We start from the raw sequence: 17,936 nt of genomic DNA on the forward strand, positions 1-17,936 counted from the left end.
CGGTGGCCGTCTCTCTATGCGGGCACCAACCCGGACACCGGGACAAACCCCCGGATCAGGTCCAACCCGCTACACCACTTCCAAGGACGCAACCCAAAGCTGTCCGTGACGACGCTGGCCGCAGCTCTGGCGGTGTCGGGGATCTGCGTGACCGCCCTGCTCCAGCAGCCCACCGCATGGGCCGAATCATCATCGAGCAGCAATGACCACGCGCCCGCCAGGGGTGGTGACAAGACGCCCGCACCCGGCGCGGCAACCGCAGGGGACAGCCTTTTCGGCTACCTGGGGAACGGTGGCTACGACGTCGGGACGTACGACGTGCAGTACGACTACCGGGCCGGCCAAACCACCATGGAATCGTCCGTGGAAATCATGGCCACGGCAACGCAGAATCTGTCCGACCTCAGCCTGGACTCAGTCGGCCAGCAGATCACGTCGGTCTCCGTCCAGGGCAAGCCCGCCCGGTTCCGGACAGCCGATGAGAAGCTCCTCATTGCGCCGGCGCATTGGCTGAGGAAGGGACAGGCCTTCAGGATCGACATCGCCTTTGTCGCCGACCGGTCGGCCAATCCCCCTTCGCCGGCGGTCCTTCCCGGCCAGGAGGACATCCACGCGGATCACTGGAACAACTTCCCCGACGGTTTCGCCCTCTTCGGCCAGCCGGACCGATCCCACCTCTTCTTCCCTATGAACGACCACCCGAGCGACAAGGCCAGGGTGACCTTCCGCATCACCACCCCGAAGGCTCTGCAGGCAGTTGCCGGAGGAACCCTGAAGTCCCGCACCACCCGCGGCGACCGCACGACCTACGTGTACAGCACCAGGGACCCGATCCCCACGGACACCGTCCAAGCGGCCGTCGGCCACTTCATGACGGCAGAGGGGACAGGGCCGCACGGTCTGCCGATCCGCAGTTTCGTCGACACCAAGGACTTCGCCAATGCACAGGCCCAGTTGGGCCGCATCGCGTCCCAGCTGGACTGGGTGGAGAAGAAGATCGGAGCTCCCTTCCCCTTCGAAACCTACGGTGTCCTGGGAGTGGAGTCCTACCCCGCCGCGATGGAATCCGCCACCCTCTCCACGTTCACGTCGAGCGTGGGCCTCACCGAAGGGGACGACAACGACAGCACCATGGTGCACGAACTGGTCCACCAGTACTTCGGTGACGCTGTTTCCGTGAAGACCTGGAACGACATGTGGCTGAGTGAGGGCCATGCCAGCTACTACACGTTCCGCTATTCCGCGGACCGGGGATACACCGGATCCGGGAGCTTCGAGGACAATGTGCGCCGCGCCTATACCTACGACCAGGATGCCCGCCCGCTGGACGGGCCTCCAGGGGATCTCAACGACCCGCTGAACGTGCTGGGCGGGACCAATGCCGCAGGCGTCGTACTCCTCGACGGCCTGGACCACATGGTGGGCGATGCCACCTTCCAGAAAATTGAGGGCACTTTCTTCAAGAAATTCCGGAACAAGGCCGCGACCACTCAGGATTACATCGATGTCGCCAACCAAGTGTCGGGGCGCGACGTCACGGACTACGTCAACAACTGGATCTACGGCAGGACGACACCTCCCGCGGTCGGGCACCCGGACTGGTCCGGTACTCCCGGATCCGCCGTTTCCTGACGGAAGGTGAGGTCTCTGGCGTCTGGAGACTCCGGCCGGACCAGACCAGCCGGCGCCCGTACCGCATCCTCAACGGTTCTTGGCGCTGGCGGTGTCCGTCGGGATTCGCGCTCAGACCGGCGTGATTGCTCGGTCTGGGCGCCGCAGGGGGGCTGGTACCACGCCTTGCGGTTCGTCTGACGAAATCGGCCTCCGCCGCTGAGGATCGCGGCCCCCAGCACTCCCCCTGCCAGCAAGACCCCGTCTGCCGACGGAACCTGGACGCCGTCGCGAGGGACCGAGCCCTGTCGGATTCGAACAACGGACAGTGCCCCGCCCCACCCCGCGGCTCGGAATCCAGCTCGCCGACGGCCGCGGCCGAGCACTGCATCGCCTCCCCCAAATCCCCGTCGGCACGAACGCCTCGCGACCCTGCCCCGCCCCCCAGGAGAAGGGACTCGCCGCCCTCTCTCTGTCTCGATGCGCTCCCCTCGCGCACCCACCCAGCGGCCTCCACGCTCCCAGATCGACCGCCCGCGACAAACCCACAGCTTGCACCCCATGGCGGGGTGAAATGCCGCAGAGCCGGAGAGTACTGACCAACGCACTACACGCACAGGTTCACGCCGCCAGATCTGTCCCTCTACGCAACCGACATCAGCAAGAAACCCCAGGTCAGAAGCCTGACTCAGGGTTTCGGCGGAGCCCCCTGTCGGGTTCGAACCGACGACCTACGCTTTACAAGATCCCTCGGGGCGGGCGGCTGACCTGCGATGATGCGACCCGAAACCCGCTGACCAGCCGAAACTCCACTCACTGGTTGCCGCCAGTTCGGATCGTCTTCCAGGCCGATGTGTACCTAATCCGTGCTGCTGGAGGGCAGGGCTGGCAGCACTGATTGCGATCCAGGGACGTCGACGCGATGACATTAATTTAAGGCATGCCTTAAACTGAGACCAGTCATCATTGAGGAGCCACCTTGGCCTGGGCCGTCAAAGTCACCGATGAGTACGCCGTCTGGTTCGGGACCCTGATCAAGGAAGACCTGGACTCCGCTTCGCTAGTGGCCCAGGCGGTCGCGGCCTTACGCGAGGCCGGGCCGACACTGGGACGCCCTCTCGTCGACCGGCTGAAGGGAGCGGACTTGCACCACCTCAAAGAACTCCGGCCGGGATCGAGCGGACGTTCTGAGCTCCGGATCATTTTCGCGTTCGACCCGACGCGCTCGGCCCTCCTGTTGCTGGGCGGCGACAAAGCAGGGAACTGGGAGCGCTGGTACCGGGACAACATCCCCATCGCCGAGCAGCTCTACCTCGACTACACCCGAGACACCGAGGAGTGACGATGCCCAGAAAGACCCCACAGGACTGGGAGACCCTCGAAGCCCAGTTGTACGCAGCGGGTGTCGATCCCGCCGAAGTCGAAGCCGGTGCTCGACGCCTGCTGGCCGAAGCCCGTGGGCACCAACTCGCCGAGACGCGCAAGCAGTGCTCCATGGCGCAGAAGGATGTGGCCGCCCGGATGGGCGTGAGCATCGCCCGCGTCTCCCAGATCGAACACGGCGAGGTCGCCTCGCTCGACGTCATCGCGCGCTACGTCGAAGCGCTCGGCGGACGTCTCGACCTCGTGGCCGACTTCGGCGACCACACGGTTCGCATGCCGGCCAGCGGCGACAGAAACAGCGCTGCGGCGTAGGTGACGGAGTTCCAGAACACAGCAAGGGCGGGCGCTGTGCCGAACGGGGCAACCCCCTAAACGGAGTCCTGACGCGACAGGCGGTCAACGGTCGGCCTGCGGGCACCCGCGCGGGGGCTGCAATGGCCCTCGGGGAGCGCCGGGGCGCCGATCTGGTCAGTCGTCTACGTGGCCGATGGCAAGGAGGTGGGAGCTGGCCGCGAGTAGTTCGGGGTAAGGCTCGGCGAGGCGGGCGGCGGTCAGGGCGGACTCGAAGAGTTCCTCGCTGGGCGGGGCGCCGGTGGCCTGTTCGACGGCTTTGAGGAGCGACCAGGTCGGGCCTTCGACGCCGAAGACCTGGACGTCGCGCAGTCCCGCAGAGCGCAGTTCGGCGGCCAGTTCTTCCGCGCGGTGGAAGTAGGCGACGGTGAAGCCGCGTCGGCCGTCGTAGGTGGAGGTGGCGAGGGTTTCCTCGATCGACTCCCGCAGGCGCTCGGTGTGGAGGTGGGCCAGCGCGGTGTGTTCGAAGACGGAGGCGTAGCGGTTGATGGCCGCCGCCGCGACGAGTCCGCCGGGGCGGGCGACCCGGACCGCCTCGCGGAGGGCCTGGAGCCGTTCGTCACGGTCGGGTAGGTGGTACAGCGGGCCGAGCAGCGTCACCACGTCGTACGACCCGTCCTCGGCATCCAGACTGCGGGCGTCCCCGACAGAGGCCGCACATACGTGGCGTGCCTGCTCGACATGGCGGGCGACGGGATCGACGAGGTCCACGTCGTAGCCGTCCTGGACCAGCCAGCGCGCGTGCACGCCCGTACCGCCGCCGACATCGAGCACGCCGGCGGGCGCCTTCGGCAGGAAGCGGCGCAACAGCTCCTGCGTGCGCAGCAGTTCCAGCCGCCCATCAGCGGAAGAGGTCAGTCGACTGCCTTCATCGAAGACGTGGGTGTAGAAGGTGGTGACCTCGGGCGCCAACTCGGGGGACGACATCTCGGCAGTATCCTCTGCACCGGTGGACCAGTCCAGCCCACGACCCCACGAGGAGCCATGGCACTACTGAAGTACGAAGAGATCGCAGAGTCGCTGCGCATCCGGATGGCCAGCGGTGAGTTTCCGCCCGGAGCGACGCTTCCCTCGGGCCGGGACCTCGCCGAACAGTGGCAGGTGGCGCGGGCCACCGTGGTCAAGGCGATGGATGTGCTCCGCAATGACGGCGTGGTCGAGGCACGGCAGGGCGCCGGCTTCGTCGTGACCGAGACGGCGATCGGGCGGCCCGCCGGCAACAGGAAGTCAGGCACCGCACGGGTGACCGGAGGTATGCCGTTCACGCGGATCGGCGACCCTGAGCGCACCATCCCGCCCGCTCACATCGCCACCGCGCTGGGCCTGCCCGACGGCACGCATGCCCTGCGTCGCGCCCGGCTGATGCAACTCCCGGACGGCACCCCGCACAGCTATGTCGAGGCATGGTTCCCGCCGGACGTGGTCGACAAGGCACCGCGCCTGGCACAACGTGCGCCGATCGCCGAGGGGACCACGAGGTACATCACCCGGCAGACCGAGCGCACTCCTGCCGAGGGCGTGGACGTGACGACTGCTCGCCTGGTCACGGAGGAGGAGGCACGTCACCTGCGCCTCGACACTCCGGCGGCAGTGGCCGTCGTGCTCCATATTGCCTACGACCAGGAAGGCCGCCCCTTGGCGTGCGAGGAAGGCGTCACACCGGGGTCGCTGTGGGAGCAGACGGACACCTATCCGATGTGACTGACCGACCGTTGAGCTCACGGATCGCTGCCACCTTGCTCCCTCCACCGACGCACGGGCGTACACGCTGAGCTGACCCTTCGCCCCGGGCATTGGGCACGTCACCAGCAGGACTTGACTGGACTGGTCCACCGGTCCAATCTATGGATGACGGTTGGTCACCTCGGTATCCGCGAGGTGCCGTGTTCCGCGATGTGTTGGTGAAGGGGTGGGGTTGGGGTGTCCAGTCGTAGATCTCCGCAGTTGGCGCCGCCACGCGTTGGCCTGACGGCATCGGCCAAAGGGGCGTGGCGGCGCGTCACCTCACCCGGGTTCCCGGTGGAACCGGAGGAGGCAGGTGTCGTGACTGCCCGGCGCGAGGTCGCGCGGATCGTCAGGGAATGGCGGGTGCCGTTGGTGGAGGAACAGCTCGAAGACCTGCAACTGCTGTCCGGCGAGGTGATCGCCAACGCCATCCGCCACACCCAGGCAGCGTGTTCTGTGAAAGTCCGGTGGACCGGAGTCCGGGTGCGGGTCGAGGTCACCGACTCCAGTCCCGTACGCCCGAAACCGCGCAGCAGTTCGCCGGACGCCGAGGACGGGCGGGGACTGGTGCTCGTGGACGCGCTCGCCGCCGACTGGGGCAGCTTCCACGATCCGGCCGGGAAGGTCGTCTGGTTCGAGGTCGCCTCCAGCATCCGGCCCGCGCGGCGGGAGCAGCCGCCGCCGTGGAGTACGCCGGGGACGTGGGCGATCACCACCACCGACGGTGCCATCACGACCGGGTATCTGCCCGCATGGGCCGAGGACGATCCGACCGAAATCGGCGTACTGGCCGGAGAACTGACGCAGCGGCTGGCCCAGGTCAACCACCGGAACTTCTTCGAAGGACCGATGCTGCCCCTCACCGCTCCGGACCTCTGGGACGGCGTCGAGGAGGACTCCGTCTTCGAGGGCAGCATCGACTGCAACCCCTACGCCCCAGACCCCCGCCTGCGCGTACCCGTGGTCAACCTCCAGGTCAGCGTCGGGCGCTGGATCCTCGGCCTCGACCCGGACGGCCTCGCCGACATCGCCACCAAGCTCCGCGCACACGCCGACCTGCTCGACCACAAGGTCGGCCCCGCTCTCATCGCCGCCCGCGACGACTGGGCCGCACGCCACCAGCAGTGAGCGAGCTGTTCTGGCTCGCCCCTGGGGGCCGGAACAGGGAGCCCGAGATTCTGACCACTTCAGGGCGTCGCAGGCCGGCGGAAGATGAGGAAGGCCGACGCGCTCCCCTCGTTGTCGTGGGTGAACGTCGACTGGTCGAGCTGCCATCCGACTTTCTCGATGACTTCGATCTGCTCGGCGACGGAACCGAGCGAGCCGGACCTGTTCAACGAACCCTCGTCGATCCGGTAGGCAAAGACGACACGGCCATCGTCTACGGCCTTCTGCGCGTCATCGCGTATCGACTGAAGCTTGGCCGCCTTCACGGACGCCGCGGTCTCCGCGAGGGACCTCTTGGCCTGCTTGACGAAGCCCTTGACGTTCTGGACGAAGGCCACGGCGTCCCCTTTGGTCGTGTGTAGTGGCTCAATGTGGCTCAATGCATCAATCGTGGAGCTACGAGGACGGCCAGGTGGCCGTCGGGGGGTTCTGCTCGCGAATGCGCTCGCGTTCGATCTCGGCGCCTCCCCGGATCCGCGTCCGCTCAGTCTCCGCCCAGGTCGCCATGCGGGCAGTCTCGGCCTCGATCTCCGGCTTCCGTACGGCTGCCCGCGCCTCGATGGCGGCCTTCGCCACAACGCTGCTCGCTGTCACGGCGGCCCTCGCGGATCGCGCCTTCACCATTGGGTGACGGCGTGCTCGCGCCAGTGGGTTCCTCGGGCATGCCGCCACGGTAGAGCGGACGGATGATCATCCGCGTGGCATTGCGATACCCAGGGTCGTATCCGAGTAGACGGACAGGATGGCGCGGCCAGCGCAGGGCGACCTCTGGGTTGTGCCTGCCTCACCACCGACGCGGCGCCCGGGGCCTGGCATGATGTGCACCATGACGCAGACCCGAAAGGCCGATGGCGCGTAAGCCGCCCGGCGCCGTCCGTGCTCAGCGATGGCCGGCCCGCAGTGACAGTCCCCCCGTCCGCCAGATTTCAGGTGTTCCTCACCGAACCCGGGCAGCCATCGATCGGCTCGAAGTCAGGCATCTCTGGCGTGGTGCCGTCGCCGAGGCCCTGCACCAGTACGAGCGGTTCCTCCGCCGGCCCGGCCGATATCTCTATCTGCCCTTGCACGACTCGCCCTGCTGCGATCCGACAGAGGCACGGGACGTACTCGACGAAGCGCTCCGGCGGCTGCCGCCCGCGGCCCGGGCAGAGCTCCGCAAGATCGTGACCAAGTTGGATGCAGAGTTCCTTCGTCGCACCCTGCCCGACCCCATGGCCGCGTCTATCAGTCCGTGGCATGCCGAAGCGTGGTGGCGGCAGAGGATCCGGGAGAAGTGACTCGTGCCCTGACGGCAGGCGGCATCCTCCTCGCCTACCGCCGGTTGCGTGGCGCTGATCACCCTGGTGTGTGTGGAGGCGGTCGATATCGAAGGTCCCGCTCGACCGCTCCGCCTCGCTGGAACCGCCGGATCTGCTCCCGCTTGCCGCGCAGGCAGGCCAAGAAAGGTCGAGTCCTTCGACCTCACCTGCCAGCGCTCGTCACCGGCGCGATGTGTGCTGAATGTGTGCCGGGCGTCCCGGCCCCGCCGACCGGGACCGGTGAAGGCGCCCTGACCGGGCAAGAAAAAGAGCCCCCTGTCGGGTTCGAACCGACGACCTACGCTTTACAAGAGCGTCGCTCTGGCCAACTGAGCTAAGGAGGCGCAGGAAGCAGTGTAGCGGGCGGGGCGGGGGGAGGGTGGGGAAAAAGGGGGCGGGGGGCTGGTGACAAACGGGGGAACGTGCAGGTAGCGTCACCGGGAGTCCGTGGGATGCGGACTGGACCACTGAAGCGGTACGAAGACATCTGCTTCCTTTACTCGGATCGTCCGGCACGTTCCTGCCGGTGAAGGGACTGCGTAACAGTCATGGCTACAGTCACGTTCGACAAGGCGACCCGGATCTACCCCGGTGGCGACAAGCCCGCGGTGGACGGCCTGGAGATCGAGGTCGGGGACGGCGAGTTCCTGGTGCTGGTCGGGCCCTCGGGTTGCGGCAAGTCGACCTCGCTCCGGATGCTCGCGGGGCTCGAGGACGTCAACGCCGGAGCGATCCGGATCGGTGAGCGGGACGTCACGCACCTGCCCCCGAAGGACCGGGACATCGCGATGGTGTTCCAGAACTACGCGCTGTACCCGCACATGACGGTCGCCGACAACATGGGCTTCGCGCTCAAGATCGCCGGCGTCAACAAGGCCGAGATCCGCAAGCGGGTCGAGGAAGCCGCGAAGATCCTGGACCTCACCGACTACCTGGCGCGTAAGCCGAAGGCGCTCTCCGGTGGTCAGCGCCAGCGTGTCGCGATGGGCCGCGCGATCGTCCGTGAGCCGCAGGTCTTCCTCATGGACGAGCCGCTGTCGAACCTCGACGCGAAGCTGCGTGTGCAGACCCGTACGCAGATCGCCAGCCTGCAGCGCCGCCTCGGCGTCACCACCGTCTACGTCACCCACGACCAGGTCGAGGCCATGACGATGGGCGACCGCGTGGCGGTGCTCAAGGACGGTCTGCTCCAGCAGGTCGACAGCCCGCGCAACATGTACGACAAGCCCGCCAACCTGTTCGTGGCCGGCTTCATCGGCTCCCCCGCGATGAACCTCATCGAGGTCCCGATCGTCGACGGCGGCGTGAAGTTCGGCAACGCGCTGGTCAACGTCGAGCGTGACGCGGTGCAGGCGGCGGCCGACAAGGGTGACCGCACGGTCACCGTCGGTGTGCGCCCGGAGCACTTCGACATCGTCAACGGCGAGAGCGACGCCAAGTCGCTGTCCAAGGACGCCCCGGCGGGCCTGGCCGTGACCGTCAACGTGGTCGAGGAGCTGGGCGCGGACGGTTACGTCTACGGCACGGCGAAGGTCGGCGACGAGGACAAGGACGTGGTCATCCGCGTCGGCGGCCGCGCGATCCCGGAGAAGGGCTCCGTGCTGCACGTGGTGCCCCGCGGCGGCGAGACCCACGTCTTCGCCACCTCCTCCGGCGAGCGCCTCAGCGACTGACCGGGGCTTCGCGGATCCGAGGGTCCGAGCGCTGATTCCGAGCACTGATACGGCCGGGGGGGGGGGGGGGGGGCCCCGGCCCCCCCCCCGCCGGCGGGGGCCCCCCCCCCCCCCCCCCCCCGGCCCCCCCCCCCCCCCCCCCCCCCCCCCCCCGCCGGCCGCCCCCCCCCCCCCCCCCCCCCCCCCCCCCCCCCCGCTACCGCGGCTCTGGGAGGGACGGTCCGGCCTGCCGCATGCGCGGCAGCAGTACCGCGGCCACCAGCAGCGCGGCCAGCGCGAAGCAGGCGCCGATGACGAAGGCGGTGTGGAAGCCGCTCGCCTTGGCGGCCCGCACGGCGGGGTGGTCCGCGGAGGACATCTTGTGGGCGACCCGGGTGAACGCCACTGTCGAGACGACCGCCAGGCCCACCGCACCGCCCGCCTCCTGGCTGGTGTTGATCAGGCCCGCGGCGATGCCGGAGTCCTCTTCCGGCACGCCGAGCGCCGCCGCGATCTGGAGCGGGACGAAGGACATGCCGAGTCCGGTGCCGACCGCGAGGAAGGGCGGCAGCACGTCCACGGCGTACGACGCGTGGACCGGGAGGCGGGCCAGCAGCAGCAGTCCCGCCACGCTGAGGGACAGCCCCGCGACGAGCACCGGTCGGGGCGGCAGCTTCGTGACCAGGCCGGCGGCGAGGCCTGCGCCGACCACGACCGCGAGGGCCAGCGGGACGTACGCGAGGCCGGTCTCGAGGGCGTCGTAGTCCAGCACCTGCTGCATGAAGAGGCTGGCGAAGAAGAAGAGCGTCCCCATCGCGCCGAGCATCAGCGCGGTGCTGATGTTGGCGGCGCGCAGGGCGGGCAGCCGGAGGATCCGCAGCGGCAGCAGCGGCGCCTCGACGCGCAGTTCGACCGCGACGAACGCGCCGAGCAGTACCGCGGCCCCGGCGAGCCCGCCGACGGTCCCGGCCGAGGTCCAGCCGGCGGTGACCGCCCGGTCGAGGGTGTGGATGAGGAGCAGCAGACCCGCGGTGAGGCTCACCGCTCCCGCCGTGTCGAAGCGGCGCCGCGTGCCGGGCACCCGGCTCTCGGGCAGCACGCGGGGCGCGGCGACGGCGGCGGCGAGCGCGATGGGCACGTTGATGAAGAACACCCAGCGCCAGCCGGGCCCCTGGGTGAGCAGCCCGCCGAAGAGCACCCCGAGGACGGAGGCGACGCCGCCGAGGGCGCCCCAGATGCCGAGCGCCTTGTTGCGGGCCGCGCCCTCGGTGAAGGTGGTGGTCAGGGTGGACAGGGCGGCGGGCGCCGTCAGTGCGGCACCGAGGCCTTGTACGGCCCGGGCGGTGATCAGGACCCCGGGGTCCCGGGAGATGCCGGCGACCAGCGAGGCGGCGCCGAAGAGTGCCAGGCCGGTGCGCAGCAGCCTGCGCCGTCCGAGGATGTCTGCAAGCCGGCCGCCCAGCAGCAGGAAGCCGCCCAGCACGGTGCCGTAGGCGGTGACGACGAACTGGAGGTCGCCGTCGGCCATGTCCAGGCTGTGCTGGATCGACGGGAGGGCCACGTTCACGATGGTGACGTCGAGGTAGACCATCGACTGCACCACGCAGAGGAAGGCCAGGATCAGGCCCGGTCGTTCGGTGACCGGGGCACGGGACGCGCGGCTGCGCCGGAAGACGGCGGTGGGAGTCATGGCGCGAAGCTAGCAACGTGAATATAGTAGGTACCTAGAGGATAGTGACTACCTGATCCGGAGGCGCCCGCCATGGCCACGAGGTCCGCACTCCCCGCCAGGCCTGCGCCGGCACCCAAGGCTGCGAAGGTGCATGCGGAACCCTGCCCGATCGGCCCGGTGGTCGACATGGTCTTCAGCCGCTGGACGACGCCGATCCTGTGGGTGCTCAACGAGTTCGGCAGGCAGCGCTTCGTGGAACTCGAACGCCGGATCGGCACCATCACCCCGAAGGTGCTGACCCAGCGGCTGCGGCAGATGGAGCGCGACGGCCTGGTCGTACGCACCTACCACCCCGAGGTGCCGCCGCGGGTGGAGTACGAGATCAGCGAGCTGGGCCTGAGCCTGGCACCGCTCTTCCAGCACCTGGTCGAGTGGTCGCACGCCCATCTGCACGAGGTGGCCGCGTCGCGTACCGACTACGACGACCGCGGCCAGCCGATGCCCTGACCGGCCCTGGGCGCACAGCCGCGGTCCCGGCGAAGTCAGCCGGTGGCCAGCTCGGCCCGCAGCGTGCGGGCCGCGGTGACCATGGCGGCCAGCGACGCCGTCACCTCGGGCCATCCGCGGGTCTTGAGGCCGCAGTCGGGGTTGACCCACAGCCGGTCGGCGGGCACGGCGGCGAGACCCTCCCGCAGCAGGGCGACCTCCTCCGCCACGTCGGGCACCCGCGGCGAGTGGATGTCGTAGACGCCGGGCCCCACCTCGCGCGGGTATCCGGCCGCGGACAGTTCGGCCGCGACCCGCATGTGGGAGCGGGCGGCCTCCAGGCTGATGACGTCGGCGTCCAGGTCCTCGATGGCCTGCACGATGTCGCCGAACTCGGCGTAGCACATGTGGGTGTGGATCTGGGTGTCGGGCCGCACCCCCGAGGTCGCCAGCCGGAAGGCCTCGGTCGCCCACGCCAGGTAGCCGTCCTGGTCGGCGGCCCGCAGCGGCAGCGTCTCGCGGAGCGCAGGCTCGTCGACCTGGATGACCGCGGTGCCGGCGGCTTCGAGGTCGGCGACCTCGTCGCGCAACGCCAGCGCGACCTGGCGGGCGGTCTGCGCCCGCGGCTGGTCGTCGCGCACGAAGGACCAGGCCAGCATGGTGACCGGACCGGTCAGCATGCCCTTGACCGGACGGTCGGTCAGCGACTGGGCGTAGCGGGTCCACTCCACCGTCATGGGTCCCGGGCGGGAGATGTCGCCGACCAGGATCGGCGGGCGGACGTAGCGGGTCCCGTAGGACTGGACCCAGCCGTGCCGGGTGGCGAGATAGCCGGTGAGCTGTTCGGCGAAGAACTGGACCATGTCGTTGCGCTCGGGCTCGCCGTGCACCAGGACGTCGAGGCCGGCCTCCTCCTGGAAGACGATGACCTCGCGGACCGCGGCCGCCATCCGCTCCCGGTAGCCGGCGGCGTCGAGACGGCCGGCCCGCAGGTCGGCCCGTGCCGACCGCAGCTCGTCGGTCTGCGGGAAGGAGCCGATGGTGGTGGTCGGCAGCGGCGGCAGCGCCAGCCGTTCACGCTGGGCGCCGGCGCGCTGCCCGTACGGCCGGGAGCGGTGGCTGCCGGTGGCCGCGGCCTGTTCCGCCCTGGCGCGGACGGCCGGGTCGCGGGTGCGGGAGGAGGTGGCGCGGGCGGCGAGGTCGGCCTGGTTGGCGGCCAGTTCACCGTCGATGGCCGCGCGGCCGCCGGCCAGTCCGCGGGCCAGGGTGACGACCTCGGCGGTCTTCTGGCGGGCGAAGGCCAGCCAGCGCGCGATCTGCGGGTCGACCCCCCGCTCCGCGGCGGCGTCCAGTGGCACGTGCAGCAGGGAGCATGACGTGGCGACGTCGACCCGGCCGGCCAGGCCGAGCAGGGTGTCAAGCACGGTCAGCGACCCGGCGAGGTCGTTGATCCACACGTTGCGGCCGTCCACGACGCCGGCGACCAGCCGCCGGCCGGGCAGGCCGCCCGCCGCCGCGAGGTCGCCGAGGTTGGCGGCACCCGGACCGGTGAAGTCCATGGCCAGGCCCTCGACGGGTGCCCCTGCCAGGACCGGCAGGGCCTCGCCGAGCCGCCCGAAGTAGGAGGCGACCAGCAGTTTCGGCCGGTCGGTGGGCATACCGAGGCTCTGGTAGGCGCGGGCGACGGCGTCGAGCTCCGCCGGGGTGCGGTCCTGGACCAGCGCGGGTTCGTCCAGCTGCACCCATTCGGCGCCCGCCGCCCGCAGGTCCGCGAGCAGCCGCGCGTACACCGGCAGCAGCCGGTCGAGCAGGGTCAGCGGTCGGAAGCCGGGGGCGACGCCCGGGGCGGGCTTGGCCAGCAGCAGGTAGGTCACCGGGCCCACCAGTACCGGGCGCGCGACGAGCCCCAGTGCGCGGGCCTCGGTGAACTCCGCGACCTGCTTGGCGGGGTCGGCCGCGAACCCGGTGTCAGGTCCCAGCTCGGGCACCAGGTAGTGGTAGTTGGTGTCGAACCACTTGGTCATCTCCAGCGGCGGTGCGTCCTGGGTGCCGCGGGCCATCGCGAAGTAGCCGTCCAGGGCGTCCTCCGCGACGGCCGCCCGGTGCCTGGTGGGGACGGCGCCGACCATGACACTGGTGTCCAGCACGTGGTCGTAGTAGGAGAAGTCGCCGGTCGGGACCTCGCCGAGGCCCGCGTCGGCGAGCTGCCGCCAGGCCGACCGCCGCAGCCGCGCGGCGGTGTCGTGCAGCTCACCGGCGGTGACCCGGCCCTTCCAGTAGCCCTCGACGGCCCTTTTCAGTTCCCGGTCGGGGCCCTGCCGGGGCCAGCCGTGGACGGTGGCCCCGGCCTCCCGCGCGGGTGCGTGCGGGGCCGGTGGTGCGGTCTTCGGAGTCACGGAGCCTCCTTCGCGAGCAGATGCCTGCGGGTCCGGCGGGGCGAGCGGCGAAAGGCCGCGGCCGGGTGCGCGGGCCGACCCGCCCTCGGGGCGGCCGGTACTGCGCGCACGAGCCTCGTCCGCGGGCGGACCGGGCCTGTGCCGCCCGCCCGCGTCCCGGGGCGGGACGTCCGCCGATCAGCCGGCGCCTCCCGGACCCTTCGGGTGCGGCGGCGCTCCTTCCCGCCGACCGCTCCCGGGCCGCCCCGGATGCCCACCGGAGTCCCTCGTGCGGTGTCCCGCCCGGCGGACGGGGAGAACCGGCTGCTCCCGCCAGCCTACGACGCCGGCGGCCCGCACCGGCCGCACGGGCGGCACCGCGGACCGCCGGGCGCGCCGGCGCATGCGAACCGCCGCGGCTACTCGTCGTAATCGACGGTGAGGGTGTCGGAGGCGGGGAAGGACTGGCAGGTCAGCACGTAACCGGCGGCGACCTCGGCGGGTTCGAGGGCGAAGTTGCGGCGCATGTCGGCCGTGCCCTGCGTGACCTTGGCCCTGCAGGTGCCGCAGACGCCGCCCTTGCACGCGAAGGGCAGGTCGGGGCGGGTGCGCTGGGCGCCGTCGAGGATCGTCGAGCCGGTCGGCAGGGCGGCGGTGGAGGTGCGGCCGTCGAGGGTGACGGTGACCTGGCTGACCGGTCCCCGCGCGACCTCGTCCGGGTGCCGCAGCGGGGTGATCGGCTCGGCGTCGGCGAAGAACAGCTCCTGGTGGACGCGGTCGTCCGGCACCCCGAGGCCGGCCAGCACCCGCTGCGCGTCGGTGACCATGCCGTGCGGTCCGCAGAGCCACCAGTGGTCGGCGCCGGGGACGTGCACCAGTGCGGCGATCAGTGCCGCGAGCCGGTCCGCGTCGAGCCGCCCGGAGAGCAGTTCGGCCTCGCGCGGCTCACGGGAGAGCACGTGCCCGATCTGGAAGCGGGCCGGATGGGCGTCCTTCAGGTCGGCCAGTTCGTCGGCGAACATCACCGTCCCGGTGCGCCGGTTGCCGTAGAAGAGGGTGACCCGCGAGCGCTCGTCGGCAGCAAGGACGGATTCCGCGATGGACATCATCGGGGTGATCCCGGACCCGGCGGCGATGAGCACATGGTGGCCGGGCGTGTGCAGGTCGGGGGTGAAGGCCCCGGTCGGCGGCATCACCTCGACGGTGTCGCCGGGGCGCACCTCGTGCACCAGCCAGTCGGAGAACAGCCCGCCGGGCACCACGCGGACGCCGATCCGCGGCGGCGACCCCGCCGGTGAGCAGATCGAGTACGAGCGCCGCTCGTCGCGCCCGTCGACGGTGCGCCGCAGCGTCAGCGACTGCCCCGGGCGGTGCGCGAAGCGGGCGGCCAGTTCCTCGGGGATGTCGAAGGCGACGGTCGCGGCGTCCTCGCACAGCGGGCGCACCTCGGCCACCCGCAGCGAGTGGAAGGCCGGCCGGCGGCGCGGCCGTGCGGTTCCGACGGCGGCGGTGGAGGTCGGGGCCATCACAACTCCTTGACGTGCTCGAAGGGTTCGAGGCAGGCGCGGCAGCGCCACAGCGCCTTGCAGGCGGTGGCGGAGAACCGGGAGGTCTCCTCGGTGTCGGCCGATCCGCACCGCGGGCAGTCCACCGCACGCCGGGGTGCGCCGAGCACCAGCGGCACCGGTCCAGCCGTACGGCGGGGGGCGGGTCCCGGTGGCGCGATGCCGTACTCGCGGAGCCTGCGCCGCCCCCGCTCGGTGATCAGGTCGGTGGACCACGGCGGGTCGAGCACCGTGCGGATCTCCACCTTGCCGAACCCGGCGGCACGCAGCCTGGCGGCCACGTCGGCCCGCATCTCGGCCATCGCGGGGCACCCGGAGTAGGTGGGGGTGAGGCTGGCCACCACCGTGCCGTCCTCGGTCGTCGTCACATCCCTGAGCACCCCGAGGTCGGCGAGTGTCAGCATGGGCAGTTCGGGGTCGGGTACCTGCGCGGCGACCTGCCGGGCCCGCCGGGCGATGTCGGTCACCATGTCGCCCCCGGGAAGGCGCGGGCCACGCTCTGCAGTTCCGCCAGCAGCGGGGTCAGGTGGTCGGTGTGCGGGCCGGACGGTCCGGGCGGTGCGGGCGGCAGCCCGAGCCCTGCGGCCGACAGCACCCGGTCGAGGACCTCCAGCGTCTCCTGCCGTACGGCCTCGGTGTCGGCCGCCGCGATCTCCGGGCGGCCGTCGAGGAGTTCGGCAAGGAAAGGAGCCACGGCTTCCAGCGCGGCACGCATCCGCCGGTTCGACTCCTCGGTGCCGTCGCCCAGCCGCACCGCCCAGTCGGCCGCGTACTGGCGGTGGTAGGCGAGTTCGGGCACGCCCTTGGCCGCCACCGCCGCCAGGACGGGGTCAGGAGCCGAGGCAAGCCGGGTGAAGAGGGCGAGCCGCCAGGTGGACAGCACCAGCAGCCGTACCACGCAGGACGCGAAGTCGCTGTCGGGCAGCTCCGCGAGCCGCGTGCTGCGGAAGTCGCCCGCGTCGCGGGAGTACGCGTAGGCGTCCTCGCCTCGGCCGGTGCCGTCGACCTGGCCGCAGCGCGCGTAGAGCAGCCGGGCCTGGCCGAGCAGGTCGAGCCCGATGTTGGCGAGCGCGACCTCCTCCTCCAGTTCCGGGGCGCGGGTGCACCATTGCGCGAGCCGCTGCGCACCGACCAGGGCGTCGTCGGCCAGTGCCAGGCACAGCGCGGCCAGCTCAGCGGTGTCCACGCCCGCGGGCACCTCGGTGTCGACGCCGTGCAGCGGGTCCTCGAAGCCGGTGCCGAAGGCCCAGCGGGCCTCCCCGTCGCTGTCGTGCTGCTCGGCGAGGGACAGGTAGACGTGGTCGTCGGCGGCGTCGCTCGTGTCGGTGGCGTCGCTCATTGCGGCCGGCTCCTAGATGTGCGGGACATCGTCGGGGATGTCGTAGAAGGTCGGATGGCGGTAGACCTTGTCGGCGCTGGGCTTGAAGAAGGGGTCCTTCTCGTCCCGGGTCGAGGCGGCGATGTGGGTCGACCGCACCACCCAGATGGACACGCCCTCGTTGCGCCGCGTGTACAGGTCGCGCGCGTGGGTCAGGGCCATGGTGTCGTCGGCGGCGTGCAGCGAGCCGACGTGCACGTGGTTGAGGCCGCGCTTGCCGCGGACGAACACCTCGTAGAGCGGCCAGTCCTCCCTGGCGGTCTCCTTGCCGCTCATGACGCGGCTCCTTCCTGCTGCCGTGCCCTGGCCGCCCGCTTGGCCGCGTGGGCGGTGGCGGCCTCGCGGACCCAGGCGCCTTCCTCGTGGGCCGCCCGGCGCCGTGCGACGCGCTCGGCGTTGCAGGGGCCGTCGCCGCCGATGACCCGCTGGAGCTCGGACCAGTCGGGGGTGCCGAAGTCGTGGCTGCCGCGCTCGGCATTCCACCGCAGCTCCGGGTCGGGGAGGGTGACGCCGAGCTTGTCGGCCTGCGGGACGGTCATGTCGACGAAGCGGCTGCGCAGCTCGTCGTTGGTGTGCCGCTTGATCTTCCAGGCCATCGACGCGGCGGAGTTGGGCGAGTCGCCGTCCGGGGGGCCGAACATCATCAGTGAGGGCCACCACCAGCGGTCGACGGCGTCCTGCACCGCCTCGCGCTGGGCGGCCGTGCCGCGCATCATCGTCATCAGCAGCTCGTATCCCTGCCGCTGGTGGAAGGACTCCTCCTTGCACACCCGCACCATCGCCCGTGCGTAGGGCCCGTAGGAGCTGCGGCACAGCGGCACCTGGTTGCAGATCGCCGCGCCGTCCACGAACCAGCCGATCACCCCGACGTCGGCGAAGGTGGGCGTCGGGTAGTTGAAGATCGACGAATACTTCTGGCGGCCCTCGACCAGCCGCAGCGTCAGGTCGGAGCGGTCGGCGCCCAGGGTCTCGGCGGCCGAGTAGAGATACAGCCCGTGGCCGGCCTCGTCCTGCACCTTGGCGAACAGGATGGCCTTGCGGCGCAGCGAGGGGGCGCGGGTGATCCACTCGCCCTCCGGCTGCATGCCGATGATCTCGGAGTGGGCGTGCTGCGCGATCTGCCGGATCAGCGTCCTGCGGTAGCCGTCGGGCATCCAGTCACGCGGCTCGATGCGCTGGTCCCGGGCGATGGCGGCGTCGAACCCTTCCTGCAGACCCGGCTCCGCGCGGTCGCCGTCAGGCGAGCCTTCGAGTGGCATGGCGATGTCCCCTC

Annotated in this window: 17 protein-coding genes and 1 tRNA gene; 7 read left to right on the forward strand and 11 right to left on the reverse strand. The window is 70.7% G+C overall.

From position 1 onward, the window contains the following. The 3 genes from ACGFMP_RS30530 to ACGFMP_RS30540 all read left to right on the forward strand — a co-directional run. Window positions 1-1,632 (forward strand): M1 family metallopeptidase (locus tag ACGFMP_RS30530; RefSeq protein ID WP_393676407.1); only part of this gene is annotated, 1,632 nt, incomplete at its 5' end. A gap of 958 nt (window positions 1,633-2,590) precedes the next feature. After that, window positions 2,591-2,953 carry a type II toxin-antitoxin system RelE/ParE family toxin gene (locus ACGFMP_RS30535; protein ID WP_393676409.1) on the forward strand — a complete coding sequence of 121 codons (363 nt, stop codon included), beginning with the start codon at window positions 2,591-2,593 and terminating at the stop codon, window positions 2,951-2,953. A gap of 2 nt (window positions 2,954-2,955) precedes the next feature. Continuing rightward, the gene (locus ACGFMP_RS30540) at window positions 2,956-3,306 is read left to right on the forward strand and encodes a helix-turn-helix domain-containing protein (protein WP_393676411.1); all 351 of its coding nucleotides are present in this window, start codon (window positions 2,956-2,958) and stop codon (window positions 3,304-3,306) included. 156 nt (window positions 3,307-3,462) lie between these two features. On the opposite strand, the gene ACGFMP_RS30545 is transcribed toward ACGFMP_RS30540, so the two are convergent. Beyond that, entirely contained in the window at window positions 3,463-4,272 is an 810-nt protein-coding gene (locus tag ACGFMP_RS30545) for a class I SAM-dependent methyltransferase (protein ID WP_393676412.1), read from the reverse strand. Between the two features lie 57 nt (window positions 4,273-4,329). Between ACGFMP_RS30545 and ACGFMP_RS30550 the strand changes: the two genes are divergently transcribed. Together ACGFMP_RS30550 and ACGFMP_RS30555 are read left to right on the forward strand one after the other, a co-directional pair. Next, window positions 4,330-5,046, forward strand: coding sequence for a GntR family transcriptional regulator (locus tag ACGFMP_RS30550; RefSeq protein WP_393676414.1), 717 nt, complete (start codon window positions 4,330-4,332; stop codon window positions 5,044-5,046). Window positions 5,047-5,388: 342 nt separating this feature from the next. Then, window positions 5,389-6,198: an ATP-binding protein gene (locus ACGFMP_RS30555; RefSeq protein ID WP_393676415.1), complete on the forward strand. Its 810-nt coding sequence runs from the start codon at window positions 5,389-5,391 to the stop codon at window positions 6,196-6,198. 59 nt (window positions 6,199-6,257) lie between these two features. Here the strand turns inward: ACGFMP_RS30555 and ACGFMP_RS30560 are convergent, their stop codons facing one another. From ACGFMP_RS30560 to ACGFMP_RS30570, 3 genes are all read right to left on the reverse strand, one after another. Beyond that, entirely contained in the window at window positions 6,258-6,575 is a 318-nt protein-coding gene (locus ACGFMP_RS30560; RefSeq protein WP_393676417.1) for a hypothetical protein, read from the reverse strand. Between the two features lie 58 nt (window positions 6,576-6,633). Then, window positions 6,634-6,831 (reverse strand): hypothetical protein, encoded by a 198-nt coding sequence (locus tag ACGFMP_RS30565; RefSeq protein ID WP_393676418.1) that lies wholly within the window; start codon window positions 6,829-6,831, stop codon window positions 6,634-6,636. A 974-nt stretch (window positions 6,832-7,805) separates the two neighbouring features. After that, window positions 7,806-7,879, reverse strand: a tRNA-Thr gene (locus ACGFMP_RS30570). A 204-nt stretch (window positions 7,880-8,083) separates the two neighbouring features. On the opposite strand from ACGFMP_RS30570, the gene ACGFMP_RS30575 reads away from it, so the two are divergent. Continuing rightward, window positions 8,084-9,208, forward strand: coding sequence for an ABC transporter ATP-binding protein (locus ACGFMP_RS30575; RefSeq protein WP_393676419.1), 1,125 nt, complete (start codon window positions 8,084-8,086; stop codon window positions 9,206-9,208). Window positions 9,209-9,404: 196 nt separating this feature from the next. Here the strand turns inward: ACGFMP_RS30575 and ACGFMP_RS30580 are convergent, their stop codons facing one another. Further along, complete coding sequence (locus ACGFMP_RS30580) at window positions 9,405-10,877, reverse strand: MFS transporter (RefSeq protein WP_393676421.1); 1,473 nt, start codon at window positions 10,875-10,877, stop codon at window positions 9,405-9,407. Window positions 10,878-11,045: 168 nt separating this feature from the next. Between ACGFMP_RS30580 and ACGFMP_RS30585 the strand changes: the two genes are divergently transcribed. Next, the gene (locus ACGFMP_RS30585) at window positions 11,046-11,366 is read left to right on the forward strand and encodes a winged helix-turn-helix transcriptional regulator (RefSeq protein ID WP_393676550.1); all 321 of its coding nucleotides are present in this window, start codon (window positions 11,046-11,048) and stop codon (window positions 11,364-11,366) included. A 35-nt stretch (window positions 11,367-11,401) separates the two neighbouring features. Here the strand turns inward: ACGFMP_RS30585 and metE are convergent, their stop codons facing one another. The 6 genes from metE to paaA all read right to left on the reverse strand — a co-directional run bounded on the left by metE (window position 11,402) and on the right by paaA (window position 17,922). Continuing rightward, window positions 11,402-13,741 (reverse strand): 5-methyltetrahydropteroyltriglutamate--homocysteine S-methyltransferase, encoded by a 2,340-nt coding sequence (gene metE / locus ACGFMP_RS30590; protein ID WP_393676423.1) that lies wholly within the window; start codon window positions 13,739-13,741, stop codon window positions 11,402-11,404. 398 nt (window positions 13,742-14,139) lie between these two features. Continuing rightward, the gene (gene paaE, locus ACGFMP_RS30595; RefSeq protein WP_393676425.1) at window positions 14,140-15,246 is read right to left on the reverse strand and encodes a 1,2-phenylacetyl-CoA epoxidase subunit PaaE; all 1,107 of its coding nucleotides are present in this window, start codon (window positions 15,244-15,246) and stop codon (window positions 14,140-14,142) included. After that, window positions 15,246-15,755, reverse strand: coding sequence for a 1,2-phenylacetyl-CoA epoxidase subunit PaaD (gene paaD / locus ACGFMP_RS30600; RefSeq protein WP_393676427.1), 510 nt, complete (start codon window positions 15,753-15,755; stop codon window positions 15,246-15,248). Before paaD ends, paaE begins: the two co-directional genes overlap by 1 nt. After that, window positions 15,749-16,624 carry a 1,2-phenylacetyl-CoA epoxidase subunit PaaC gene (paaC, locus tag ACGFMP_RS30605; protein ID WP_393676429.1) on the reverse strand — a complete coding sequence of 292 codons (876 nt, stop codon included), beginning with the start codon at window positions 16,622-16,624 and terminating at the stop codon, window positions 15,749-15,751. Before paaC ends, paaD begins: the two co-directional genes overlap by 7 nt. A 12-nt stretch (window positions 16,625-16,636) precedes the next feature. Then, window positions 16,637-16,939, reverse strand: a complete 303-nt coding sequence (gene paaB / locus ACGFMP_RS30610; protein ID WP_393676431.1) for a 1,2-phenylacetyl-CoA epoxidase subunit PaaB — start codon at window positions 16,937-16,939, stop codon at window positions 16,637-16,639. After that, on the reverse strand, window positions 16,936-17,922 hold the full coding sequence (gene paaA, locus ACGFMP_RS30615) for a 1,2-phenylacetyl-CoA epoxidase subunit PaaA (RefSeq protein ID WP_393676433.1): 987 nt from the start codon (window positions 17,920-17,922) through the stop codon (window positions 16,936-16,938). The genes paaB and paaA overlap by 4 nt, the downstream gene beginning before the upstream one ends. Window positions 17,923-17,936: the final 14 nt, after the last annotated feature.

The sequence above is a fragment of the Streptomyces sp. NPDC049040 genome, assembly GCF_043197715.1.
In the GTDB taxonomy this organism is placed as follows: Bacteria; Actinomycetota; Actinomycetes; order Streptomycetales; family Streptomycetaceae; genus Actinacidiphila.